Below are 20,185 nucleotides of genomic sequence, written 5' to 3'. Positions count from 1 at the left end.
TCCGCTGGTCTGGTGACTCTGGCGGGGTGGCGTGGGCACCCCGGCCGAAGGGACCTGACCATGGTGAAGAACTCCGGGCTGAAGTCCAAGATCCGCGCGCGGATGGACGCTACCGGCGAGCCGTACAGTGTCGCCGCCCGCCACGTGAAAGCCGAGATGGCCGCGCAGGCCCCGACGCGGGACGGGCTCGGCCGGGATGACCGGTTCGGCGGCCATGAGTTCGAGTACGAGCCCGGACCGACCTGTTCCGCTGCACCGAGTGCGGGGTCTACGAGGTGGTGGCCCGCGACACGGACGGACCGATCAAGCCGTGCACCGGCCTGGCCGGCGGTGACACCGAACGGGTCTACCTGCTGCTGACGGAGAACCCGGCGCTGGGCTACTACAACCTGGCGACGGTGGTCCGCCTTACCGGTCTCGGCCGGGCGCCGCGGTTCTCGTCGCGGGACGGCAAGCAGCTGGTGGAGTCGGCTCCCAGCGTCGTCGCCGAGCTGGTCCGCCGGATCGGCCTGATGACGGTCACCGTCGAAGGGCGCCAGGTGCCGGTCGTCTCCGCGATCGAGCCCCTCACCGCTGAGGCCGGTCGGGCCGTCATTGCGGAGAACTACGCGGCCTACGTCGCCGAGTACGGCGAGCCTGCGTAGTCGGGAGCGGAGAAAGCATCACCGGCCCACCTGCTCGATGGCCGGTGGCGAGGATCGAGCGCGGACCAGTTCCTCCAACGCCACGTTGGAGACTCCGTCGTCTGCCCCGAGTGTGGGAGCAGGGACAGTATCGCCAACATCGACGTGTCCGTACGGCGCAGCATGCGGACGGGCGCGGCGGGATGGCCGTGCGTGGCGCGGGCCAGTCTCACGGTGCCGCAACCCTACCGCTCTCCGGAAAAGCATTGTTTGCCTGCCCGGCGAGGGCTGCCGAACAACTCCGCCGTCCCGAATCCTGGTGGCGCAGGGCTCCGACGGGCACGCGGATCACGGGGGCCGCGTCCCGCGGAAGTCGGAGTATCGGGTGAGCGGCACAGCCGCAGTCAAGCCACCCGCGCCATCCCCGGCCCATCAGGAAAGGCAGGCGCCCATGCGGCTCGCAAACATCCCACTCGCACTCACCCTCACCACCGGTCTGACCCTGGCGGCGGCCGGACCGGCCGGCGCGGCCCCGGCGCACAGCGAGGTCTCCGGCCAGGCGGGCGCGGCGGCGATGGCCCAGTGGTCCACTCAGCGGCACGAGGCGGTGGGCCCGCGCAAGGGATACATCGGCACCTCGCCCTGGAAGCGGCTCGCGGGTGTCCGCGTGATGCAGGTCAAGGCACGCTGCTGGGGCAACGACTCGCACATCGTGGTCAGACTCCACTACGTGCGCCGTTACGGGGCCGGCAACAAGGTCGCCAAGTCCGGCAGGTGGGCCTGCAACGGCAGGTACGGCATCGTCCGCATCCACAACGCCGGGCACCCGGAGTACTACGCGTCCTTCAACCTCGACAAGAAGCACACCGTCGAGTACTGGGTGCAGAACTACAAGTAGCCCGCGCGCTCCCCGCCGCGTTCCGGCCTGCGCCCAGGCCGGGATGCGCGCGGGGGCGGGCGGACGACTTCTCCAAGCCTGTCCGAGACGCTGTTGGACACCCTGACCTCGGGGATTGGCTGGTTACAGCTGGTGTTCGGCGTCCTGGCCATCTTCTGCCTGATCGCCGGGTCGGCTCTCGTCTGGGGGAACAGCGAAGACAGCTCGGGCGTGCCTGCGAAGCCGGTACCCGCCGGCAGCTCCCGCCAGGCCGCCATGGTGGTCAGGCCGAGCTCGGGATAAGCGCGGATGAGGAAGTCGCAGTGTGCCTGGGCTTGGCCTGACCGCCGTCCCGGCGGCAGATCGCGGCGGTGGCGGCGGCCGGGTCGACGGTGATCTCCCGCAGGGCCCCGTCGACGGTGGAGATGAGCAGAGCCGTGCGGGTGAAGGCCACGGCCGGCGTGTACTCGGTGTCGTAGCTGATCGGTGCGGCGATCCGCTGATACCTCCGCCGAGACGGGGTGGACCTCGCTCGTGGCCGTCCTCATGATCATCTACGGCCGCCTCGACGCCACGGACTTCTGACCCGGCCGCGCCCTTCCCACCGGGGGCGGGCGGCTCACATTTGGGACGCGAACCCGCGCATGCCTAAAAGGCTGTCATATCGGTTAATATGCCACATTTACCGCGCATTTGACAGGACCGGTATCCGAACGTCCAGCTCCCGCCTTAAGATCCCTGCATGCGGGGCACGTACCTCCTTTTACGGACATGCTTAATCTGACAGGCGTCGTTACCCAAACTGCCGCTGAAACTTATCGGGGCCGCTCTCCGTTCTGCGGATAAGAAAACGGCAACTGTGAGGAAATGTGCGCGTCACTTCATCCTTCAGGTCCCTCTTCGCGCTGATCACGACCACTGCCGTGGTGTTCGTCCCGACCGCCGCGCACGCCGCTCCCCCGTCCGACGTCAAGCCCGTCCGCGTCGTCATCCTGGTGGACGAGTCGGGCAGCCTGTCGGGGCAGGACGTCTCCCGCGAGCGGGCCGCGGCCCAGCTCATCGCGCTCAGCGAGCTGTCGCCGCGGTCGCAGGTGGCCGTCGTGGGGTTCGGCAGCTCCAACGGGCCCGGCCAGTCGGCCGTGGACATCGTGTGCCCGCTGACCGGGGTGGAGACGGCGCAGGACCGCGAGTCGCTGAGCCGGTGCGTGGAGAAGCTGCGCCGCCGCGAGGCCCACGAGGGCAACGACACCGACCACGCCGCCGCGCTGGAGCAGGCACTCGACATCATGAACGAGCCCGACGACCAGCAGCGGGCGAAGATCGTGTTCCTGCTGACCGACGGCGTGCTCGACGTCGCCCGCAGCCCTCAATACGGCGCCGACCCCCGCGACCGCAACGCCAACGCCAGGAGGCAGATCGCCGGCACCCTGGGCGACGCCCGCGAGGGCCGCGTGCAGATCTGGCCGCTGGGCTTCGGCTCCGCCGACCAGGCCGGCCTGAAGGCGTTCGCCGACGGGGGCTGGCGGGAGCCCTGCGGCACCCTGGAGTCGGCCAGGCCGCGGGCCCGCGTCGTGGCCGGCTCGGCCGACGTGGAGCGCTCCCTGCTGGAGGCCTTCGCGTACGCCAGATGCGCCGGCATCGGCGAGTCGGTGACCGACTCGCTCGACGCGGGCGCCACCGTCGACTTACACGTCACCATCCCGGCCGTGGCCACCGACGGCTCCATCGTGGTGGTCAAGCGCGACCGGCGTATCCGGGTCGGCTACTTCGACCCCGAGGGCAGGCCCGTGCCCAAGCAGGGCGAGCAGCACGGCTCCACCTTCCAGGGCGCCGGCGAGTCCGGGCCGGTGGAGTCGCTGCGCATCCGCAACCCGGTGCCCGGCCAGTGGCGGATCCGGCTGGAGTCCCCGCCGGGCGTCGCCCGCCAGGACGTCAGCGCGACCGTCGTCTGGCAGGGCGCGCTGCGGGCCTCGATCTCCCTGAGCAACCCCCGCCCCCGTCCCGGCGAGCAGGTGGACGTGCGGCTGCGCCTGCAGACCAGGAGCGGCACGATCAGCGACCCCGCCGAGCTGAAGGGCCTGCGCTTCAGCGCCGGGCTGTCCGGCGAGGGCGTCCCGCCGCTGCCGATCGCCCTGGGCGACACGGGCGAGGGGCCCGACCGGGAGCGGGGCGACGGCGAGTTCTCCGGCCGCGTCACCGTCCCGCCCGGCGCCACCGGCGCGCTGTCCTTCCTGGGCCGGGTGACCGGCACGGGCATGGCCGGCGACGCCCGCGTCTACGAGACCAGGATCGCCGGGCCCGCCGACCGGGTGCGCGCCCAGGTCCGGCTGGCGCGCGCCACCGTCGAGCCGGGCGGCGAGGTCGCCGGGGCCGTGTCGGTCACCAGCGACGCCGGGCCCGCCCGGCTCGCCCTGCGGCTTCTCGACGCGCCCGCCACCGTGCGGCTGTCGGCCGGGGAGCTCCAGGCGCCCGCGGGGCACTCGGAGCACGCCTTCACGCTGCATGTCGCCGCCGGCGCGGCCGGGGGCCGGGTCAGCGGCACGGTGCAGGTGCTCGGCCCGGACGGGCAGCTCGTGGCCGACGGGTTCGTCGACGTGGACGTGCGGCCGCCGACGCCGTGGTGGCAGCGGGCGCTGCAGGCCCTGGTGATCGTCCTCGCGGTCGTGGCGGTGGCGCTGCCGTTCCTGCTGGCCAGGCGGCGCGCGCGGCGGCGGGCGGCCGACCCGAGCGACCTGACGCTGCACCTGTTCGAGCGGCCGGGCGAGCCCTATGTCAGCCGGCTCCAGGCGCCGCTGGGCGAGGGGCCGGAGTTCACCTTCGAGGTCGCCAACGGCCTGCTGGTGCGCACGTACGGCACCGGCTACGCGGTGCGCCGCGGCCAGGGCAGGACCGTGCTGGTGCGCGACCCGCAGGGGCGGGAGCTCGACCCGCTCGTCCCCGGCCGGCCGATCGCCCTGCCCAACGGCCTGTGGCTGGGCGTGGACGACGGGCGCGCCAGGGGCGCCGGCGACGGCGGGGACGCCGGCCCGCCCGTGTACGGCTCGCCCGAGCCGTCCCAGAGCAGGACCCACCGACCGATGCCAGGCGACGACCTGTTGTAAGGGGGGCACATGAGGATCTTCGATCCGATGATGTTCGTGGGGCTCGGCGGCACCGGCTGCCGGGTCGGGGTGGAGCTGGAACGCCGGCTGCGTGACGAGCTGTGCGGTCCCGACGGAATGGACCTGATCAGAAACTTCAGCTGGCAGAACTACCAGCCCTACGAGCTGCCCTCCTGCCTGCAGTTCGTCTACGTCGACCTCAACGAGGCGGAGCTGAACCGCACCCGCCGCCGCGTGGTGCCGACCGAGCGGGAGCTGCCGGCGGCCGGCCGCACCGCGCACCTCATCCACGACGTGGTGCCGAAGTTCGACTCCTACCCGGAGGTGGCCCGCAGCCTGCGGGCCACGCTGGGCGACCACGTCAAGGACTGGCTGCCGCCGCGCGAGCAGGAGCCGCTGGTCGCGCCGCTGATGCGGGGCGCGGGGCAGCTCCCGACGGTGGCCAGGGCGGCGCTGTTCGAGCGCATGCGGCACGGGCCGGGGCCGGTGGTGCAGGGCATCGAGGACGCCATCGGCGCGATCGCCAACTCGGGCAGCGAGCTGGCCGCGCTCGGCGGCCGGCTGCGGCGCACCTGCGACGTGTTCGTGGCCTTCTCGGTGGCGGGCGGCACCGGCAGCGGCATCTTCTACGACTACCTGCACCTGATCGGCGACGCCTTCGCCCGCAACCACATCAGGGCGCGGATCCACCCGCTGGTCGTCATGCCGTCGGCCTTCGCCGAGGGCATGGGCGGCGGCCGCCGGGCCAGGCTGAACGCCGGCGCGAGCCTGCTCGACCTGTTCCGGCTGGTCGACGACCAGAACGCGCCGCACGCCGGCACGCAGGTGGACGAGCAGGGCATCGTCGGCGAGCTGGGCGTGCGCTACCCCGGCAGGGGCGAGGTGCGCCTGGCCACCGGCACCGTGCAGACCGGGTTCCTGTTCACGATGCCGCCCGGCGTCGAGCGCGACGACCTGCACCGCTCGATCGCCTCGCTGATCGTCTCGCTGGCCGGCACCAGGCCGAGCGGCGCGGGCGAGGCCGCCGGCGGCATGGAGGACCGCGGTGAGCAGTCCTTCGCCGACGACTTCATCAACCGGGCGGTCGAGCGCGAGGTGCCCGCGGCCTCCGGCATCGGCAACCGGGGCGTGTCGACGGCGTTCGTCTCCTCCATGACCGTGCCGGTGGAGGAGCTGGCCGACCTGGTCAGCTCGCGCCTGCTGGCCCGCGCGGTCACCCAGCTCGACGCCGTGCCGCCGGGCGCCGCGGAGAGCAACGTGGACGAGATCCGCCGCATGTTCACCACCACCAACCTCGAACCGCTCAACACCCGCGAGCCGCTGCCGGTGCCGGAGGCGCGCACCGCGACCGGCGCGGCGGAGATCCAGAAGTCGCTGGCCAACCGGATCCGCGCGATGGAGGACAACCTGGCCTCGCTGGAGCGGCAGCTCAGCCGTGCCGTGCCGGCCATGGCGCAGGAGATGGACGTGCGGCGCGGCGTGTTCGAGGGGCTCGGGCACGTCGACCCGTTCCGGCTGCGGCGCGTGGTGGCCGGCCTGCCCGGCGACGTGCACGAGGCCGACCGGCTGGGCTTCGCCGGGCTGCTCGACCACCGCAGGGCGCAGCCGCGCAAGCCGTACGAGAACATGACCGAGGCGCCCCCGCAGCCGCGGGCGATGCGCGACCGGCTGCTGCGCAAGGTGCAGTGGGCCGACCCGGCCGTCCAGGCCTCGCTCCACGACCAGGAGACCTGGTACCTGTGGCGCAGCCAGGCGCTGTGGCACAGGGCGTGGGCCGACCAGATGCCCCGCTGGGAGCCGCGGCGCAAGCAGCTCATCCGCGAGGTGCGCGAGTTCACCCAGGTCTTCGCCGAGCACGCCGACGCCGACCCCGAGCGCTTCGCCCGCCGCGCCGGCGAGCTGTACGAGACCCGCGTCGGCGTCTACCACCTGCTGCCGCCCGAGGGCGCGGAGGCGTTCTACGACGCGGTCGTGCGCCGCTTCGTGGACGTGTTCGTCGCCCGGCAGCTGCTGCGCCCCACCGACGGGGAGGCGGCCGTGGTCAACGCGCTGCTCGGCCCCGAGGGCTGGCGGCACGCCCATGACCTGGCCTGGCGCACCGGCAAGCCGGCCGACGCGCTCGCCTGGGTGCGCGAGCGGCTCAAGCTGGAGGTCAAGAAGCTGTTCAAGGACCGCGACGAGGCCGCCGCGCTGGGCGAGCGGCCGCTGCTGCCCTCGCTGGCCGACATCCTGGCCCAGGCCGCCTCCGGCGCCGGCGACGACCCGCACGTGCGGCAGTTCCGGCTCAAGCTGGCCGACCTGGTGCCGGGCGGCTTCACCCCCGACGGCAGCGGCGACCTGAAGGTGCTGGTCTCCTACCCGGCGCCGGCCAAGGACCCCGACCTGGAGCGGTTCCTGAAGGAGCGCATCGACCTGCCGGGCCTGCCCGACTTCCGCAACATCGACGCCGACTCCGTGACGGTCGTGCAGCTGCGCACCTCGATGAGCGTCACCCAGGTGCGCGAGCTGCGCGAGGTGCTGGCGAGCTGGGCCGAGGCGCTGCACGACGAGCGGCCGCAGGACCACCTGAAGTGGCGCCAGCGGCTCGGCTACGACTTCGGCTACCTGGCCACCACCGAGGAGCACCGGGTGCGCATCCTGCACCGCCTGCTCTGCCTGCTGTGGAACGGGCAGGTCACCGTCGCCGAGGGCGAGCCCGGCTCGCCGCGGCGGATCAGGATCGACGTCGCGGGCGGCTCGATGACGCTCCCGCTCACCGGCTACGGCAAGGCCAGCTCCTGGCCCAGCGTGCTGCGCGCCTACGAGCAGTGGGTGCTCGGCGGCGACGAGGAGTTCCGCGGCCTGGTCAGCGAGCAGCTCATGAACGCCACGCCCGCCGGCCTGGCGAGCGCACTCAGCCCGCCCGACCCGCTCTTCCACCAGGTCACCGGCATGGCCGCCGACCAGCTCGGGCTGCTGGAGATCATGGCGCCCAAGCTGCCGTCGGGCGCGCGCAACCGGGCCGACCAGCTCGTGGCGTTCTGGGCGCACACCCTGCCCGCCGCGCTGGACCTGCCCTTCGAACGGGTCGCCGAGGCCGTCGCCTACAACCTGCGCGACCTGGACGCGCTCGCGAAGGAGTGACCATGGTCGTCGTGTTCGACCTGCGCGAGGACGACGAGCCGCCCCGGCTCGCCGGCCGGGTCCTGGTGGTGGCCGACACCGAACGGCTGGCCGCCGGGCAGCGGGTGCTGCAGGAGGTGTTCAGCTCGCGCCTGGTCAGGTCGGTGCTCGTCGTGGCGGTGGGGCCCGACCCGCGCCTGCCGCCGGCGCTGGACGGCGAGAGCCGCCGGGTGTTGTGGGTGGGCGACCCCCGGGGCATCGTGTGGAACGCCGACACCGGCGAGGCGGCGCACGGGCCCGACGTCAGCTCCGAGTCCATCCTCATCGACCTGCTCACCCAGCCGGAGGTCTTCGACGAGGTGGTGGGCCGCCTGGGCGACATCCCGTACGGCACGGCCTCGCCCGGCTGGCGCATCGTGGCCGGCCGGATCGACCCCGAGGTGCTCTCCCAGGCCTTCGCCGACGTGGCCGAGCGCTTCGGCGCGCCCGTCCAGCAGGACACCGCGGCGTTCACCGCGCCGTCGGCCACCGCGCTGCCGGTGCTGAGCGGCGGCGCCGACCTGCCCGCCGACCTGCTCGACGCGCTCATCCCCGACGGCCCCATGGACCGGCTCCACCGCCACGCCCGCGAGCGGCTCGACCGCGCCGCCCGCGCCCTCGACGAGCTGAGCTACTTCAGCCCGGCCCCGGCCCGCGCCGCGATCCTGGACGAGGTGGTCGCGGCCGGCCGGGAGCTGGCCGGGTTCCGCGACGCCGTGGCGCGGCTGTTCGCGGAGACCGACCACACCGACGAGGACGTCGCCGAGGCGCTGGCCCTGCACGGGGTCAAGTTCGCCACCCCGACCGGCATGGGGCGCGCCGAGATCGCCGGCGAGCTGCGCGCCGACGTGGAGTCGGCCCTGGCCGAGCGCAAGAGCCTGGCGCGGCTGGTCGCGCGGCTGCGCCTGCTGGCCGACCAGAGCGCGCCCATCGGCAGCGCCGCCTTCGCCGGTGACTGCCGCCGCGTCTGTCCCGACGAGCTGCTCAACGCGCTGCACGTGCCCGCGGAGTTCCCGCCCCGGCTGATCGACCGGTTCCTCTACTGGCGGCGCTCGCGGGCGTGGTGGCGCGAGCAGCTCGCGCTCGGCCCGGCCAGGACCGCGCTCGACGGGCTGCGCGCGCTGCTCGAGCGGGTCGCGGCCAGCGAGTGGATGCTGGGCCGGGCGCGTACGCACACCTCCGACGCGGCGCGCACGCTGGCGGCGGCGCTGAGCGAGATCTGCGGGCAGGTCTCGGCGACGCTGACGGACTGGAGCAAGGCCGAGGCGGGCCAGGCCGAGGCCGGCGCGGCGCTGGACGAGGAGGTCACCGTGCGGCTGCGCGACCGCGGCGGCCAGTTGCGCGAGGTCATCGCCGGCGACCTCACCGACGCGGTGACCGGCTGGCTGGAGCCCGGCTGGACCTCCCTGGAACACGGCGACTACCGCGACGTCCAGCTCGGCCTCGAACGCCGGGTGGACGAGACGCTGCGGCAGTACCGCTACCACCTGACCCACCGCGGCGTGCAGGAGCGTCCCGAGTTCGGCACCGCCGACACCGGCCGCCAGGAGCTCGTGGACGCGGTGTGGCGGCAGTCCCAGCAGGTCATGCGGGCGCTGCGGGCCCAGCCGGGCGGCCAGATGCTGCAGCTGTGCGGCGACCGCGACCTGTCGCTGCTGCTGCGGCAGGCGTACGCGGTGCGCTTCGCGCCCAGGGCGGTGCGCGGCCAGGGCAACCCGCCCGGCGTCGTGTGGACGCGGTCGGGCCAGTACGCCGGCACCCTGCGCCTGGTGCCGCTGCGTCCGGGGACGGTGGAGGAGAACTGGAGTGGGGATGGAACCTGAGCCGCTGACCTTCGACTCCCCCGAGGGCGACCCGGTGACCTGGGAGGTGGAGGCGGAGCCGTGGCACGACCCGTTCGAGCGCCGGCTCACGCTCGTCGTGCAGGGCGTCAAGCTCGTGCAGCGGCGGGTGCCGCGCGCGGCGGGACGCGACCGCGAGCACCTCTACGACCTGCTGGAGAACGAGGCCCGCATGGGCGCCAGGCTGCTGACCCGGCTGCGCCGCGCCTACCCGCCCGAGCTGCCCCGGCTGCTCGGCTACAGCCTCGACGAGGAGGAGCCGTTCGTCCTGCTGTCCGACTACCGCGGCGAGCCGGTCAGCCGCTACTTCGGCGCGCTGCTCATCAACGACCAGCGGGCGCTGCAGGTGAGCCTGCTGCGCGCCGTGCGCATCCTGTCGGCCTGCGGCATCGTGCACCGCCGCATCGAGCCCGCCACCGTGCGCTGGGACGGCTCCGCCGTGCAGCTCACCGACCTCAGCCACGCCGCCCTGGCCGGCACCCGCCGCCTGCGGATGGGCCGGCCGCCCTACGCCTGCCCGGCGCAGCGCGAGGGCACCGGCCTGACCGCCACCTCCGACGACCTGTGGAGCGCGGGCATGGTCATCTACCGCACGGTCACCGGCCGCGAGATCACCGGCCTGCCCGACCTGTCCGCCACCCCGGCGCTGCAGCCGCTCAACGACGTCTTCTCCGGCTCGCCCCCGTCGCCGCAGGAGGTGCTGGCGCGGCTGCGCACGCCCGACCCGATGCAGTCCATCCCCGTCGAGCAGGACCTCGCGCTGGAGGAGGGGCGCGCCGCCTTCGACCGGGCGCGCGCGGCCAGGCGCGAGCCGGTCGCCGTGCCGGAGAGCCCGACCCGGGTGCACCCGGTGGCCGAGGAGGAGGAGGATGGCCGGGCGCTGCCCTGGTGGGCCCGCTGGGCGCCGCTGGCCGTGCTGATCGTCCTGCTCGTCGTCCTGTGGGCGGTGACCCGGTGATCCTCTGCCCCATCTGCCTGCACGAGCTCGACTGGAGCGACGAGGAGCTCTACGAGCGCACCCCCGACGGCCGCTACCAGCCGCTCTCCCTCGGCCACGTCACCGGGCCGCGCCGGGAGGACCTGCTGCGCGCCGCCCACGTGCGCTGCCCGGCCCCGGTGTCGGACCCCGGTCTGGAGCACCACCTGCCCTACGACTACATCCGGCACGGCCGTCCCTTGGTGATCGGGCTCGTCGGCGGGCCGGAGACGGGCAAGACCCACCTGCTGGCCTCGATGATCGGCGCCATCGAGCAGGGCGGGCTGCGGCCGTACGGGCTGACCACGGACGCCCTGGACATCGAGCGGCACGCCGAGTACGTCGACTCCTACGTGCATCCGCTGCTCGTCGAGCGGGTCGCGCTGTCGCGCACCACGCACCGGGCCACGACCGAGCCGGTGGACGCGCTGCTCGTCAACGACGGGCGGCACACGACCGCGGTGGCCTTCTTCGACATCGCCGGCGAGCTGCTGCGCAGCGCCACGCACGAGGCGACCAGGTTCGTGCCGGCGATCGGCGGGCTGCTGTTCGTCATCGACGGCTCCAGCCGGTCGGCCCGGATGGGCGACGAGTCCTTCCGCGCCGTGCTCGACCGGCTGCCCAAGAGCGGCGGGCGGCTCGACGTCCCCGCCGCCATCGCCGTCACCAAGTGCGACGCCGTGCGCTTCCAGGCGCCGGTCGACACCTGGCTGTACGCCGAGCCCGACGGCCTCGACCCGGAGGCCGTGCTGGCCGAGAGCCGCGACGTCTACGCCTTCCTGCACCGGCGGGGCGCGCACGCGTGGCTGAGCCCGTACGACAAGTGCCGCAAGTGCACCCTGCACTTCGTCTCGGCGACCGGCGCCGCCGCCGCGGACGGCCGCTTCCGGCGCGGCGTGCGTCCGCGGCGCGTCCTCGAACCCCTGATCTCGCTGTTCGCCATGACCGGCGTCCTGCGGGGCCATCCGGAGGTGGGGCTGTGATGGGACGTTACTCCAGCGTCGACTGGATCCAGTTCGAGTGGGACGAGCGGCGCACCGGCCTCGGGCCCGTGCGCTCCTCCCTGGGCAGCACCGCGAGCTGGTACCACCGGCTCGGGCCCTGGCTCGACCCCGGTCCCTCGGCGGGGGTGAGCGTGTGCCGGCTGCAGGTGGACGGGCGGGTGGTGGTGCTGGCCCGCACGCGAACGGGCGGCTCGGACAGCAGGCGCACGATCCGGGTCCAGGCGTACCTGGGCGGCTCCACCTCGCTGCCCTCGGCCATGCCGAACGTGCGCCAGGCGCTCGCGCTGGCTCCCGGCTGGGCCGCGCGCCTGCCCGCCGGGGAGGAGCCGCTCGACCTGGCCGAGCTGCTGCGGCCCTACGACGAGACGAGCAAGTCGCTCGACCGGGAGGCGCGGGCCCGGGCGGCGGCGCTCGCGCCGATCGTCTCGGAGTGCCTGCGCCGGCCGCTGACGGCGTTGTCGGTGGCCTCGCACGGCGACCCGGTCGTGCAGCTCTGGGGGCTGGTGGACATCCTGGACCTGGCGCTGGGGCACTGTCCCGAGACGTTCTCCACCTACGAGAGCGACGATCTCAAGCAGGGGGCCGAGGTCATCTTCCTGACGCAGTGGCCGGGGCCGTCGTCGCAGGGGGCCCACCGGGCGAGGGTGGACCTGCGGGCGCCCGACCAGGACGACAGGTACGCCGAGATGGCGGCGGCGGTCGTGGACGCGTACGGGCGGGGGCGGCTGGTGCGGCTGCTCAGGGACCTGCGGATCACCGACGACCTGCCGGTGGAGGAGCGCATCAGGCGGCTGTCCGCCCTCACGCGCGACTCTGCCCCGGTCGCGGCCCGTTCCCCGGAGGACATCGGGCGCGCGACCCGTTCCCCGGAGGACATGGGGCGCGCGACCCGGCCCGCGGAGGACATCGGGCGCGCGGCCCGGCCCGCGGAGGACACCTGGGGCTCGCGCTCGCCGGTGGGTCAGGCGCGGGAGCAGCACGCCGCGCCACCGCCGGAGCGGAACGCCAGGCAGGAACCCGAGCCCAGAGCGGAAGCCGCACCCGGTCCCCGGGTGGCGGCCCCGTCCGAGCCCCGCCCGGTGGAGAAACCCGAACCTCGCCGGGGGGAGGGCTCGTTCGATCCCCGCGCGGGAGCCGCGTCCGGAGCGGGAGCCGCGTCCGGAGCGGGGGCGGCAGCAGGGGCGCGGGCGGAAGGGGACGACCGTGCGCGGGAAAGCCGGCCGGAAGCGAGGTCCTATGCCATGCGTGACGTGTTCGAGGAGTTCCGGGCGGACCTGGCCGTGGCGGGCTCCGACAAGGAGATCATGGCGATCCTGCGGGACGTCCGCGTGTGGGCGGCCACCCGGCAGCCGTCCGAGGTGCGCTCCCGGCTGCCGGCCCTGATCCCCGACCTGGAGCGGCTGCTGCCCGACAGCAGGATCAACCCGATCCTGCGCGACCTCCTGGACCCGGACGCCTCGCCCCGGACGGTCAGGTCGAACTGGCTCGATCCCCAGTGGCTGGTCCTGGCCGTGGCGCTGGCGGTGGTGCTCGTCCTCCAGATCGTGCACCTGTTCCTCCCGTGACGGAGGCCGGCCCCGCCGAGGGCGGCAAGCCCGCCGAGAGGTTCAGGCGCGCCGAGGCCCGCTGGGCGGGAAGCGGCTCCTCGCGCCGGCGGGTCGCGTTCGTCAGGAGGGGATGAGGGCGAGGCGGCGGCCGGCGGCGGCGAAGGCGGTGGCGATGCGGTCGAGCTGCGCCTCCGTGTGCAGGGCCGTGGTGCTGACGCGGATCAGCGCCCGCCCCTCGGGCACGCTCGGCGGCACCATGGCGGTGGCGAACACGCCCTCGTCGAACAGCTCCCGCCACAACCGGCAGCACATCACCGTGTCACCGACGTGCACGGGGATGATCGTGGTGCGCGACGCGCCGGTCTCGAAGCCGAGCCCCGCCAGGTCCGCGCGCAGCCGGTCGGCGGCGGCCAGCGCGCGCCGGCGGCGCTCCGGCTCGGTCTCGATGACGTCGAGCGCGGCCAGCGCCGCCGCCGTGCTCGCGGGCGACAGGGCGGCGGAGAAGATCATGGCGCGGGCGTGGTGGCGCAGGTAGACGATGATCTGCCCGGGCCCCGCCACCGCCCCGCCGGTGGTGCCGAAGCACTTGGAGAAGGCCAGGGTGTGCAGGTCGGCCGCCCCTTCCAGGCCGTGGTGCTCGGCGGCGCCGCGGCCGCCCGCGCCGAGCAGGCCGATGTCGTGGGCTCCGTCGAGGGCCAGGCGGGCGCCGTACCGGCGGGCGAGCGCGGCGATGCCGGGCAGGTCGCACAGCGTGCCGGTGGTGGAGAACATGCCCTCGGTGAGGATCAGCCCGGCCGCGCCCGGGTCGCACTCCCGCAGCAGCCGCTCCAGGTGCGCGAGGTCGTTGTGCCGGTAGCGGCGCATGCGGGCGCGCGAGAGCCGGACGGCGTCGATGAGGGAGGCGTGGATGAGCTGATCGGCCAGTACGGCGTCGCGCGGCCCCACCAGCGCGCTGAGCGCGAGGTTGGCCAGGAAGCCGGTCGCGGTCACCATGGCCGCCTCCTGGCCGAGGAAGGCGGCCAGCCGCCCCTCCAGGGTCTCGTGCAGCGCGAGCGACCCGTTGACCAGCCGCGATCCCGAGGTTCCGGTGCCCAGCAGGCGGATCGCCCGGCAGGCGGCCTCCTTCAGCCGGGGGTCGGCCGACAGGCCCAGGTAGTCGTTGGACCCGGCCGACACCAGCACGCGCCCGTCCACGACGACCTCGCCGGTGGCCGGCCGTTCCTGGACGGGCCGGTAGTAGGGGTAGGCGCCCAGCTCCGCCACGGGCTCGAAGTCGTCGTGGAGCCGGCATCTGTCGAACACGTCGAGCATCGCGCATCACTGCCTTTCCCGGACATGCGGACCGTGTGATGCGAAAGTCTGCCGTTCCGGGCGCGCCCGCGTGATCGGTCTCACGGCCCGGCCGTTCCCGACCGCAGGGTTCGCGCCGGCGCGGAGCCGCGGCGGTCCGGGCGCGACGGCTCGCGCCGGGTGTGATCGGCGGGCCGGTTCGTGCCGGGTGTGATCGGCGGGCCGGTTCGTGCCGCTTCCGCTCGGGTAGCCGTGCACCATGTCCGAGCTGCTGACCGGAGATTTCTACGAGTTCGAGAACCTGCTCTCTGACGAGGAGCGCGGCATCCTGCTGCGCGTGCGCGAGTTCCTCAAGGAGAAGGTGGCGCCCATCGCCAACGACTGCTGGGTGCGCGCGGAGTTCCCCGTCGGCCTGGTGAAGGAGTACGCGGAGCTGGGCATCGCCGGCCTGGCCTACCCCGAGTGCCCGGGGCCCAAGCCCAGCGGCCTGCTCAGCGGCTTCCTGGCGCTGGAGATGGCCCACGCCGACCCGTCGATGGCCACGTTCTTCGGCGTGCACACCGGCCTGGCGATGGGCAGCATCGCGGCGTGCGGCTCGGCGGAGCAGCGGGAGCGCTGGCTGCCCGCGATGAGCAGGATGGAGCAGATCGGCGCGTTCGCGCTGACCGAGCCGACCGGCGGCTCGGACGTGTCCGGGGGCCTGCGCACCACGGCCAGGCGCGAGGGCGACACGTGGGTGCTGGACGGCGCCAAGCGCTGGATCGGCAACGGCACCTTCGCCGACCTGATCGTGGTGTGGGCCCGCGACGAGGCGGACGGGCACGTCAAGGGGTTCGTGGTGGAGGGGGACACGCCTGGCTTCACCGCCACGAAGATCGAGGACAAGATGGCGCTGCGCACGGTGCAGAACGCCGACATCACGCTGTCGGGCTGCCGCGTGCCCGAGTCCCACCGGCTGCAGGAGGCCCGTTCCTTCCGCGACACCGCCAAGATCCTGCGCAGGACCCGCAGCGGCGTCGCCTGGCAGGCGGTCGGCATCATGATCGCCGCGTACGAGATCGCGCTGCGCTACGCCAAGGAGCGCGAGCAGTTCGGCCGGCCCATCGGCAAGTTCCAGCTCGTCCAGGACCTGCTGGTCAAGATGCTCGGCAACGCCACCGCCTGCCTGGGCATGGTGGTGCGCCTGGCGCAGCTACAGGACGAGGAGGTCTTCCGCGACGAGCACTCGGCGCTGGCCAAGGCGTACTGCACGACGCGCATGCGGGAGGTCGTGGGCTGGGCCCGCGAGCTGCTGGCGGGCAACGGCATCATCCTCGACTACGACATCGCCCGGTTCGTCGCCGACGCCGAGGCGATCTACTCCTACGAGGGCACCCGGGAGATCAACAGCCTCATCGTCGGGCGGGCGATCACGGGGCTGAGCGCCTTCGTCTGATCACGCGGCGTCACACAGGCGTCATCACGATCACGAACCGTGTGTTGACAAAGAGTCAACACGCGATTCGCATGATTCTTCGCATCCGTACCTTGAAGTACATGTGCCCCATGGGCATAGTGGACGGACCACAGGCGCACCCAGTCGTGGCGGGCAACCTCGGGGGGCGGTAGCAAGGTCACGACTGCCCGGCGCATCCACCACGCGCGGAATGGGACACGAAGGATGAGCTCGCCCCCGCCTCTTCGCACCAAGCTGCTCAGGATCCTCCTGCTTCCGCTGGTCTCCATGGTCGCCCTCTGGGGGTTCATCGCCTACTCCAGCGTGGACGAGATCACCACGGTCTCGCAGATCCAGGACCGGTGGGAGTCGATCGGGGCGCCGGTGCTGGGACTGATCGTGGAGTTACAGCGGGAACGCCAGCTCTCGGCCGAGGCGCCGAACGGCACCGCGGCGTACAAGCCGCTGGCCGAGCAGCGGCGGGTCACCGACGACCACGTCGCCCGGCTGCGCCAGATCATCACCGAGCTGGACTCCGGGGCGGCGGGCGGCGAGCGGCCGGCCAACGTGCAGAGCATGGTGCAGGCCCTGGACGGGCTGCAGTCGCTGCGGGCCTCCGCCGACGGAGGCGTGCTGGCGCCGGCGCTGACGATCATCGAGGCGTACAACAACCTGATCGCCGTGGCGAACCAGCAGTTCACCGACCGCGACGCGATGAGCGACGCCTCGGCCTACCAGTCCGTCCGCGGGATGACGGCCTACAGCACCTCCGCCGAGTACCTGTGGCGCGAGCACGCCGTCCTCACCGCCACGCTGGTGCAGCGCAGCATGACCCCGACCGACCGCGCCGCGTTCGTCGCCGCGATGACCGGCCGCCGGCTCGCCCTGGCCACCGCCGAGCGCGACGCGGGGCCCGAGCTGCGCGCGAGCTACGACCGGCTGGTGTCCAGCGCCGCCTACCGGCGGCTGGTGGCGGTCGAGGACGAGCTGTTCTCGTACGACACCGGCGGCGCCCCGCCCGTCTCGGCCGCCGAGTGGCGCGGCGACGCCGAGGCCGTGCTGGCCCAGATCAACCGTGACACGCAGGCCGAGCTGGCCCGCGCCGCGGCGTCGGGCGAGGCGCAGAAGACCGGGGCGTACTGGCGGATCGGGCTCGTCCTGCTGCTGGGCCTGGCGGCCGTGGTGCTGTCGGTGTGGCTGTCGTACCGGTTCGGCCGCTCGCTGGTCGAGGAGCTCAGGCGGGTGCAGGGCTCGGCGGTGGAGCTGGCCGAGCAGCGGCTGCCCCGGCTGGTCGAGCGGCTGCGCCGCGGCGACGACGTGGACCCCGCCACCGAGGCGCCGGGGCTCGACCCGGTGGCCGAGACCGCCGAGGTGGACCGGGTGGTGAACGCCTTCTCCCTGGTCCGCAGGACGGCCGTCGAGGCCGCGGTCGGCCAGGCGGCCCTGCGCAAGGGCGTCGGCCAGGTCTTCCTCAACCTGGCCCGGCGCAACCAGGCGCTGCTGCACCGCCAGCTCTCGCTGCTGGACACCATGGAGCGCCGGGTGGACGAGCCGGAGGTCCTGGAGGACCTGTTCAAGCTCGACCACCTGACCACCCGCATGCGGCGGCACGCGGAGAACCTCATCATCCTGTCCGGCTCGTCGCCCGCGCGCCGCTGGCGGGACCCGGTGCCGCTGTTCGACGTGGTGCGCGCGGCGGTGCTGGAGGTCGAGGACTACACCCGCGTGACGGTCGCGCCGATGCCGGACGCGCCGATGCTGGTCGGCGCCGCGGTCACCGACGTCATCCACCTGGTCGCCGAGCTGGTCGAGAACGCGACCGTCTTCTCCCCGCCCAACACCACCGTGCAGGTGCGCGGCGTGACCGCGGCCAACGGCCTGGCGCTGGAGGTGGAGGACCGCGGTCTCGGGCTGACCGACGCCGCCCTGGCCGGGCTGAACGCGCGGCTGGCCGACGTGCCGGAGTTCGACCTGGCCGACAGCGACCGGCTCGGGCTGTTCGTGGTGGGGCGGCTCGCGGCCCGGCACGGAATCAAGATCATGCTGCGGCGGTCCCCGTACGACGGGACGACCGCGATCGTGCTGCTGCCCGCCGCCCTGCTCGCCGGCGCCGAGCAGCCCGCCCTGACCGCCGCGCCGTCCGCCGCCGCCAAGGTCGCGGCGCTGAACGGCGGCGCCCACGACTCCGTGAACGGCAGCACGCACGACGCCTCCCCCGCCACGCCGTCCGTTCCGGAACCCGCCACGGCCTCCATTCCGGAACCCGCCACGGCCTCCGTTCCGGAACCCGCCAGGGCGTCCGTTCCGGAACCCGCCACGGAACCTGCCGCCGGGCCCGCCACGGGTCCTGCCGCCGGGCCCGCCGCGGAGAGCGCCGACGAGCCCGCCACCGGTCACGGCACCGGTCACGGCGCCGAGGGTGACACCGGCCAGGACGCCGGCGCCGCGCCGGCGCGCAGTCCCTGGTTCGACGCGGGCCCCATGCCGCCGCTCCCGCCGGCGACCTCCCCGGTGCCCGAGACCGTCCCGCCCTTCGGCGACGCCTCGCCGCTCACCGGCGACTCGCCGTTCACAAGCGGCTCGCCGTTCGGTAACGGCTCGCCGTTCGTCACGGGTTCGGCGTTCGACAGCCCTCCGCCGTTCGAGGCCGCGCCGGCGTTCCGAGGCGGCCCGGCGTTCGAGGGCGGCCCGCCCGCCGGCTGGAGTGTCACGATCCCGGCCCAGGAGGCGGACGCGGATCTCGACGGGCTGCCCATGCGGATTCCGCAGGCCAGCCTGGCCCCCCAGCTCCGTACCGACACGCGCCCGCGGCGGCGCGGCAGCGCGACGCGCTCGCCGGAGGAGCTCGCACAGCTCATGTCGTCCATGCAACGTGGCTGGCAGGAAGGCCGCCGGCAGACGGAGCACGAGCAGATCGACGACGGCGACATGTGGAACGGAAAGGACGACAAACCCGATGCCTGACGCCAGAAGCGAACTGAGCTGGCTGCTCGACGACCTCATCCAGCGGGTGCCCGGCATCCGGCACGCGATCGTGCTGTCCGCCGACGGGCTGTCCATGGGCAGCTCCCGCGGCCTGACCAGGGAGGACGCCGAGCACCTGTCGGCCATCTCCGCCGGCAGCCACAGCCTCGCCATGGGGGCGGGCCGGCACTTCGGGCTGGGCGGCGTACGGCAGACGATCATCGAGATGGAGGAGGGCTTCCTCTTCGTCACCGCCGCCGGCCAGGGCGCCCGGCTGGCCGTGCTCGCCGCGGGCGACGCGGAGCTGGGCATGGTCACGTACGAGATGGCGCTGATGGTCAAGAGGGTCGGCGAGCACCTCTCCGCGAATCCGAGGGGAGCGGCACCGGCACCCGCCTGGAACGGCGCGAGACCATGACCGGGGAGGATCCCGGGCCGCTGATCCGGCTGTACGGGCTGACCGGGGGCAGGGCGCGCCCGCAGGGCGAGTCGTTCGACCTGGTGGCCATCGTCGTGACGGCCGGCGACCCCGCCGAGCCCGCGGACCTGATCCCCGAGCATCGCGCCGTGCTCGCGCTGTGCCGCCGGCCCACGCCGGTGGCCGACGTGGCGGCGCATCTCAGGCTCCCGCTCAACATCACCCGGGTGATCCTGGGCGACCTGCGGCGGGACGGCCTGGTCCGCATCGAACGCCCGCGCCCCATGGCGCAGGCGATCGATGAACGCATCTACAGGGAAGTGCTGGATGGGCTACGCAGCCTTTGAGACCGGGACGGCCACGGTCGCTCCGGCCCTGGCCATCAAGATCCTCATCGCGGGCGGTTTCGGCGTCGGCAAGACGACGATGGTCGGCACGATCAGCGAGATCCGGCCGCTGCACACCGAGGAGCTGCTGAGCGACCGGGGCATCGGGGTGGACGACACCTCGGGCGTGGAGTCCAAGGTCACCACGACCGTCGCGCTGGACTTCGGCCGCATCACCATCCGCGAGGGGTTGTGGCTGTACCTGTTCGGCACGCCGGGGCAGGACCGCTTCTGGTTCATGTGGGACGAGCTGGCGCTGGGCGCGCTCGGGGCCGTCGTCCTGGCCGACACCCGCCGGCTGCAGGACTGCTTCCCGGCGGTGGACTACTTCGAGCAGCGCGAGATCCCGTTCGTGGTGGGCGTCAACTGCTTCGACGGCGCCCGCAGGTACGAGCCGGGCAAGGTACGGCGGGCGCTCGGGCTGGGCGAGCACATCCCGGTCGTGCTGTGCGACGTGCGCGACCGCCGATCGGTCCGGGACGTCCTCACGACGCTGGTGACGTACGCGGTCAAAGGCGCCTAGACCGCTCCAACCCCGGGGACGGAGGCCGGGGGCAGGTTTGCCGCGCCGTCCTCGGGCAC

15 protein-coding genes are annotated in these 20,185 nt (G+C 73.6%); 13 read left to right on the top strand and 2 right to left on the bottom strand.

What is annotated here, in order from left to right:
* The first annotated feature begins 278 nt into the window (after nt 1-278).
* Together IO39_RS09195 and IO39_RS09190 are read left to right on the top strand one after the other, a co-directional pair.
* Nucleotides 279-644 carry a hypothetical protein gene (locus IO39_RS09195; protein ID WP_211266948.1) on the top strand — a complete coding sequence of 122 codons (366 nt, stop codon included), beginning with the start codon at nt 279-281 and terminating at the stop codon, nt 642-644.
* Between the two features lie 430 nt (nt 645-1,074).
* The gene (locus IO39_RS09190) at nt 1,075-1,521 is read left to right on the top strand and encodes a hypothetical protein (RefSeq protein ID WP_043619040.1); all 447 of its coding nucleotides are present in this window, start codon (nt 1,075-1,077) and stop codon (nt 1,519-1,521) included.
* Nucleotides 1,522-1,783: 262 nt separating this feature from the next.
* On the opposite strand, the gene IO39_RS54205 is transcribed toward IO39_RS09190, so the two are convergent.
* Nucleotides 1,784-1,954 carry a hypothetical protein gene (locus tag IO39_RS54205; RefSeq protein WP_157548076.1) on the bottom strand — a complete coding sequence of 57 codons (171 nt, stop codon included), beginning with the start codon at nt 1,952-1,954 and terminating at the stop codon, nt 1,784-1,786.
* A 415-nt stretch (nt 1,955-2,369) separates the two neighbouring features.
* Between IO39_RS54205 and IO39_RS09180 the strand changes: the two genes are divergently transcribed.
* Genes IO39_RS09180 through IO39_RS09155 form a run of 6 tightly spaced genes read left to right on the top strand, consistent with a single transcriptional unit; the run spans nt 2,370 to nt 13,128 of the window.
* Nucleotides 2,370-4,601 carry a vWA domain-containing protein gene (locus IO39_RS09180; RefSeq protein WP_052422629.1) on the top strand — a complete coding sequence of 744 codons (2,232 nt, stop codon included), beginning with the start codon at nt 2,370-2,372 and terminating at the stop codon, nt 4,599-4,601.
* Nucleotides 4,602-4,610: 9 nt separating this feature from the next.
* Nucleotides 4,611-7,724 carry a tubulin-like doman-containing protein gene (locus IO39_RS09175; protein WP_043619034.1) on the top strand — a complete coding sequence of 1,038 codons (3,114 nt, stop codon included), beginning with the start codon at nt 4,611-4,613 and terminating at the stop codon, nt 7,722-7,724.
* Nucleotides 7,725-7,726: 2 nt separating this feature from the next.
* The gene (locus IO39_RS09170) at nt 7,727-9,565 is read left to right on the top strand and encodes a hypothetical protein (protein WP_043619031.1); all 1,839 of its coding nucleotides are present in this window, start codon (nt 7,727-7,729) and stop codon (nt 9,563-9,565) included.
* Nucleotides 9,555-10,541, top strand: coding sequence for a protein kinase family protein (locus IO39_RS54200; protein WP_043619028.1), 987 nt, complete (start codon nt 9,555-9,557; stop codon nt 10,539-10,541). Before IO39_RS09170 ends, IO39_RS54200 begins: the two co-directional genes overlap by 11 nt.
* Entirely contained in the window at nt 10,538-11,542 is a 1,005-nt protein-coding gene (locus tag IO39_RS09160) for a hypothetical protein (protein ID WP_157548074.1), read from the top strand. The genes IO39_RS54200 and IO39_RS09160 overlap by 4 nt, the downstream gene beginning before the upstream one ends.
* Entirely contained in the window at nt 11,542-13,128 is a 1,587-nt protein-coding gene (locus tag IO39_RS09155) for a hypothetical protein (RefSeq protein WP_157548072.1), read from the top strand. The genes IO39_RS09160 and IO39_RS09155 overlap by 1 nt, the downstream gene beginning before the upstream one ends.
* A 102-nt stretch (nt 13,129-13,230) precedes the next feature.
* Here the strand turns inward: IO39_RS09155 and IO39_RS09150 are convergent, their stop codons facing one another.
* The gene (locus IO39_RS09150; protein ID WP_169789035.1) at nt 13,231-14,412 is read right to left on the bottom strand and encodes an aminotransferase class I/II-fold pyridoxal phosphate-dependent enzyme; all 1,182 of its coding nucleotides are present in this window, start codon (nt 14,410-14,412) and stop codon (nt 13,231-13,233) included.
* A 247-nt stretch (nt 14,413-14,659) separates the two neighbouring features.
* Between IO39_RS09150 and IO39_RS09145 the strand changes: the two genes are divergently transcribed.
* The 5 genes from IO39_RS09145 (at nt 14,660) to IO39_RS09125 (ending at nt 20,126) form a co-directional block, all read left to right on the top strand.
* A complete protein-coding gene (locus tag IO39_RS09145; RefSeq protein ID WP_084772535.1) occupies nt 14,660-15,835 on the top strand; it encodes an acyl-CoA dehydrogenase family protein in 1,176 nt (391 codons plus the stop codon).
* Between the two features lie 225 nt (nt 15,836-16,060).
* Nucleotides 16,061-18,799, top strand: a complete 2,739-nt coding sequence (locus tag IO39_RS09140; protein WP_043619019.1) for a sensor histidine kinase — start codon at nt 16,061-16,063, stop codon at nt 18,797-18,799.
* Entirely contained in the window at nt 18,792-19,217 is a 426-nt protein-coding gene (locus tag IO39_RS09135; RefSeq protein WP_043619016.1) for a roadblock/LC7 domain-containing protein, read from the top strand. The genes IO39_RS09140 and IO39_RS09135 overlap by 8 nt, the downstream gene beginning before the upstream one ends.
* On the top strand, nt 19,214-19,564 hold the full coding sequence (locus IO39_RS09130; RefSeq protein WP_043619013.1) for a DUF742 domain-containing protein: 351 nt from the start codon (nt 19,214-19,216) through the stop codon (nt 19,562-19,564). Before IO39_RS09135 ends, IO39_RS09130 begins: the two co-directional genes overlap by 4 nt.
* A complete protein-coding gene (locus IO39_RS09125; protein ID WP_043619011.1) occupies nt 19,545-20,126 on the top strand; it encodes a GTP-binding protein in 582 nt (193 codons plus the stop codon). The genes IO39_RS09130 and IO39_RS09125 overlap by 20 nt, the downstream gene beginning before the upstream one ends.
* Nucleotides 20,127-20,185: the final 59 nt, after the last annotated feature.

It is taken from the genome of Nonomuraea candida (assembly GCF_000725485.1).
Lineage (GTDB): Bacteria > Actinomycetota > Actinomycetes > Streptosporangiales > Streptosporangiaceae > Nonomuraea > Nonomuraea candida.
The sequence above is the reverse complement of the archived record's forward strand: the minus strand, read 5'-3'. Positions and strand labels throughout refer to the sequence as shown.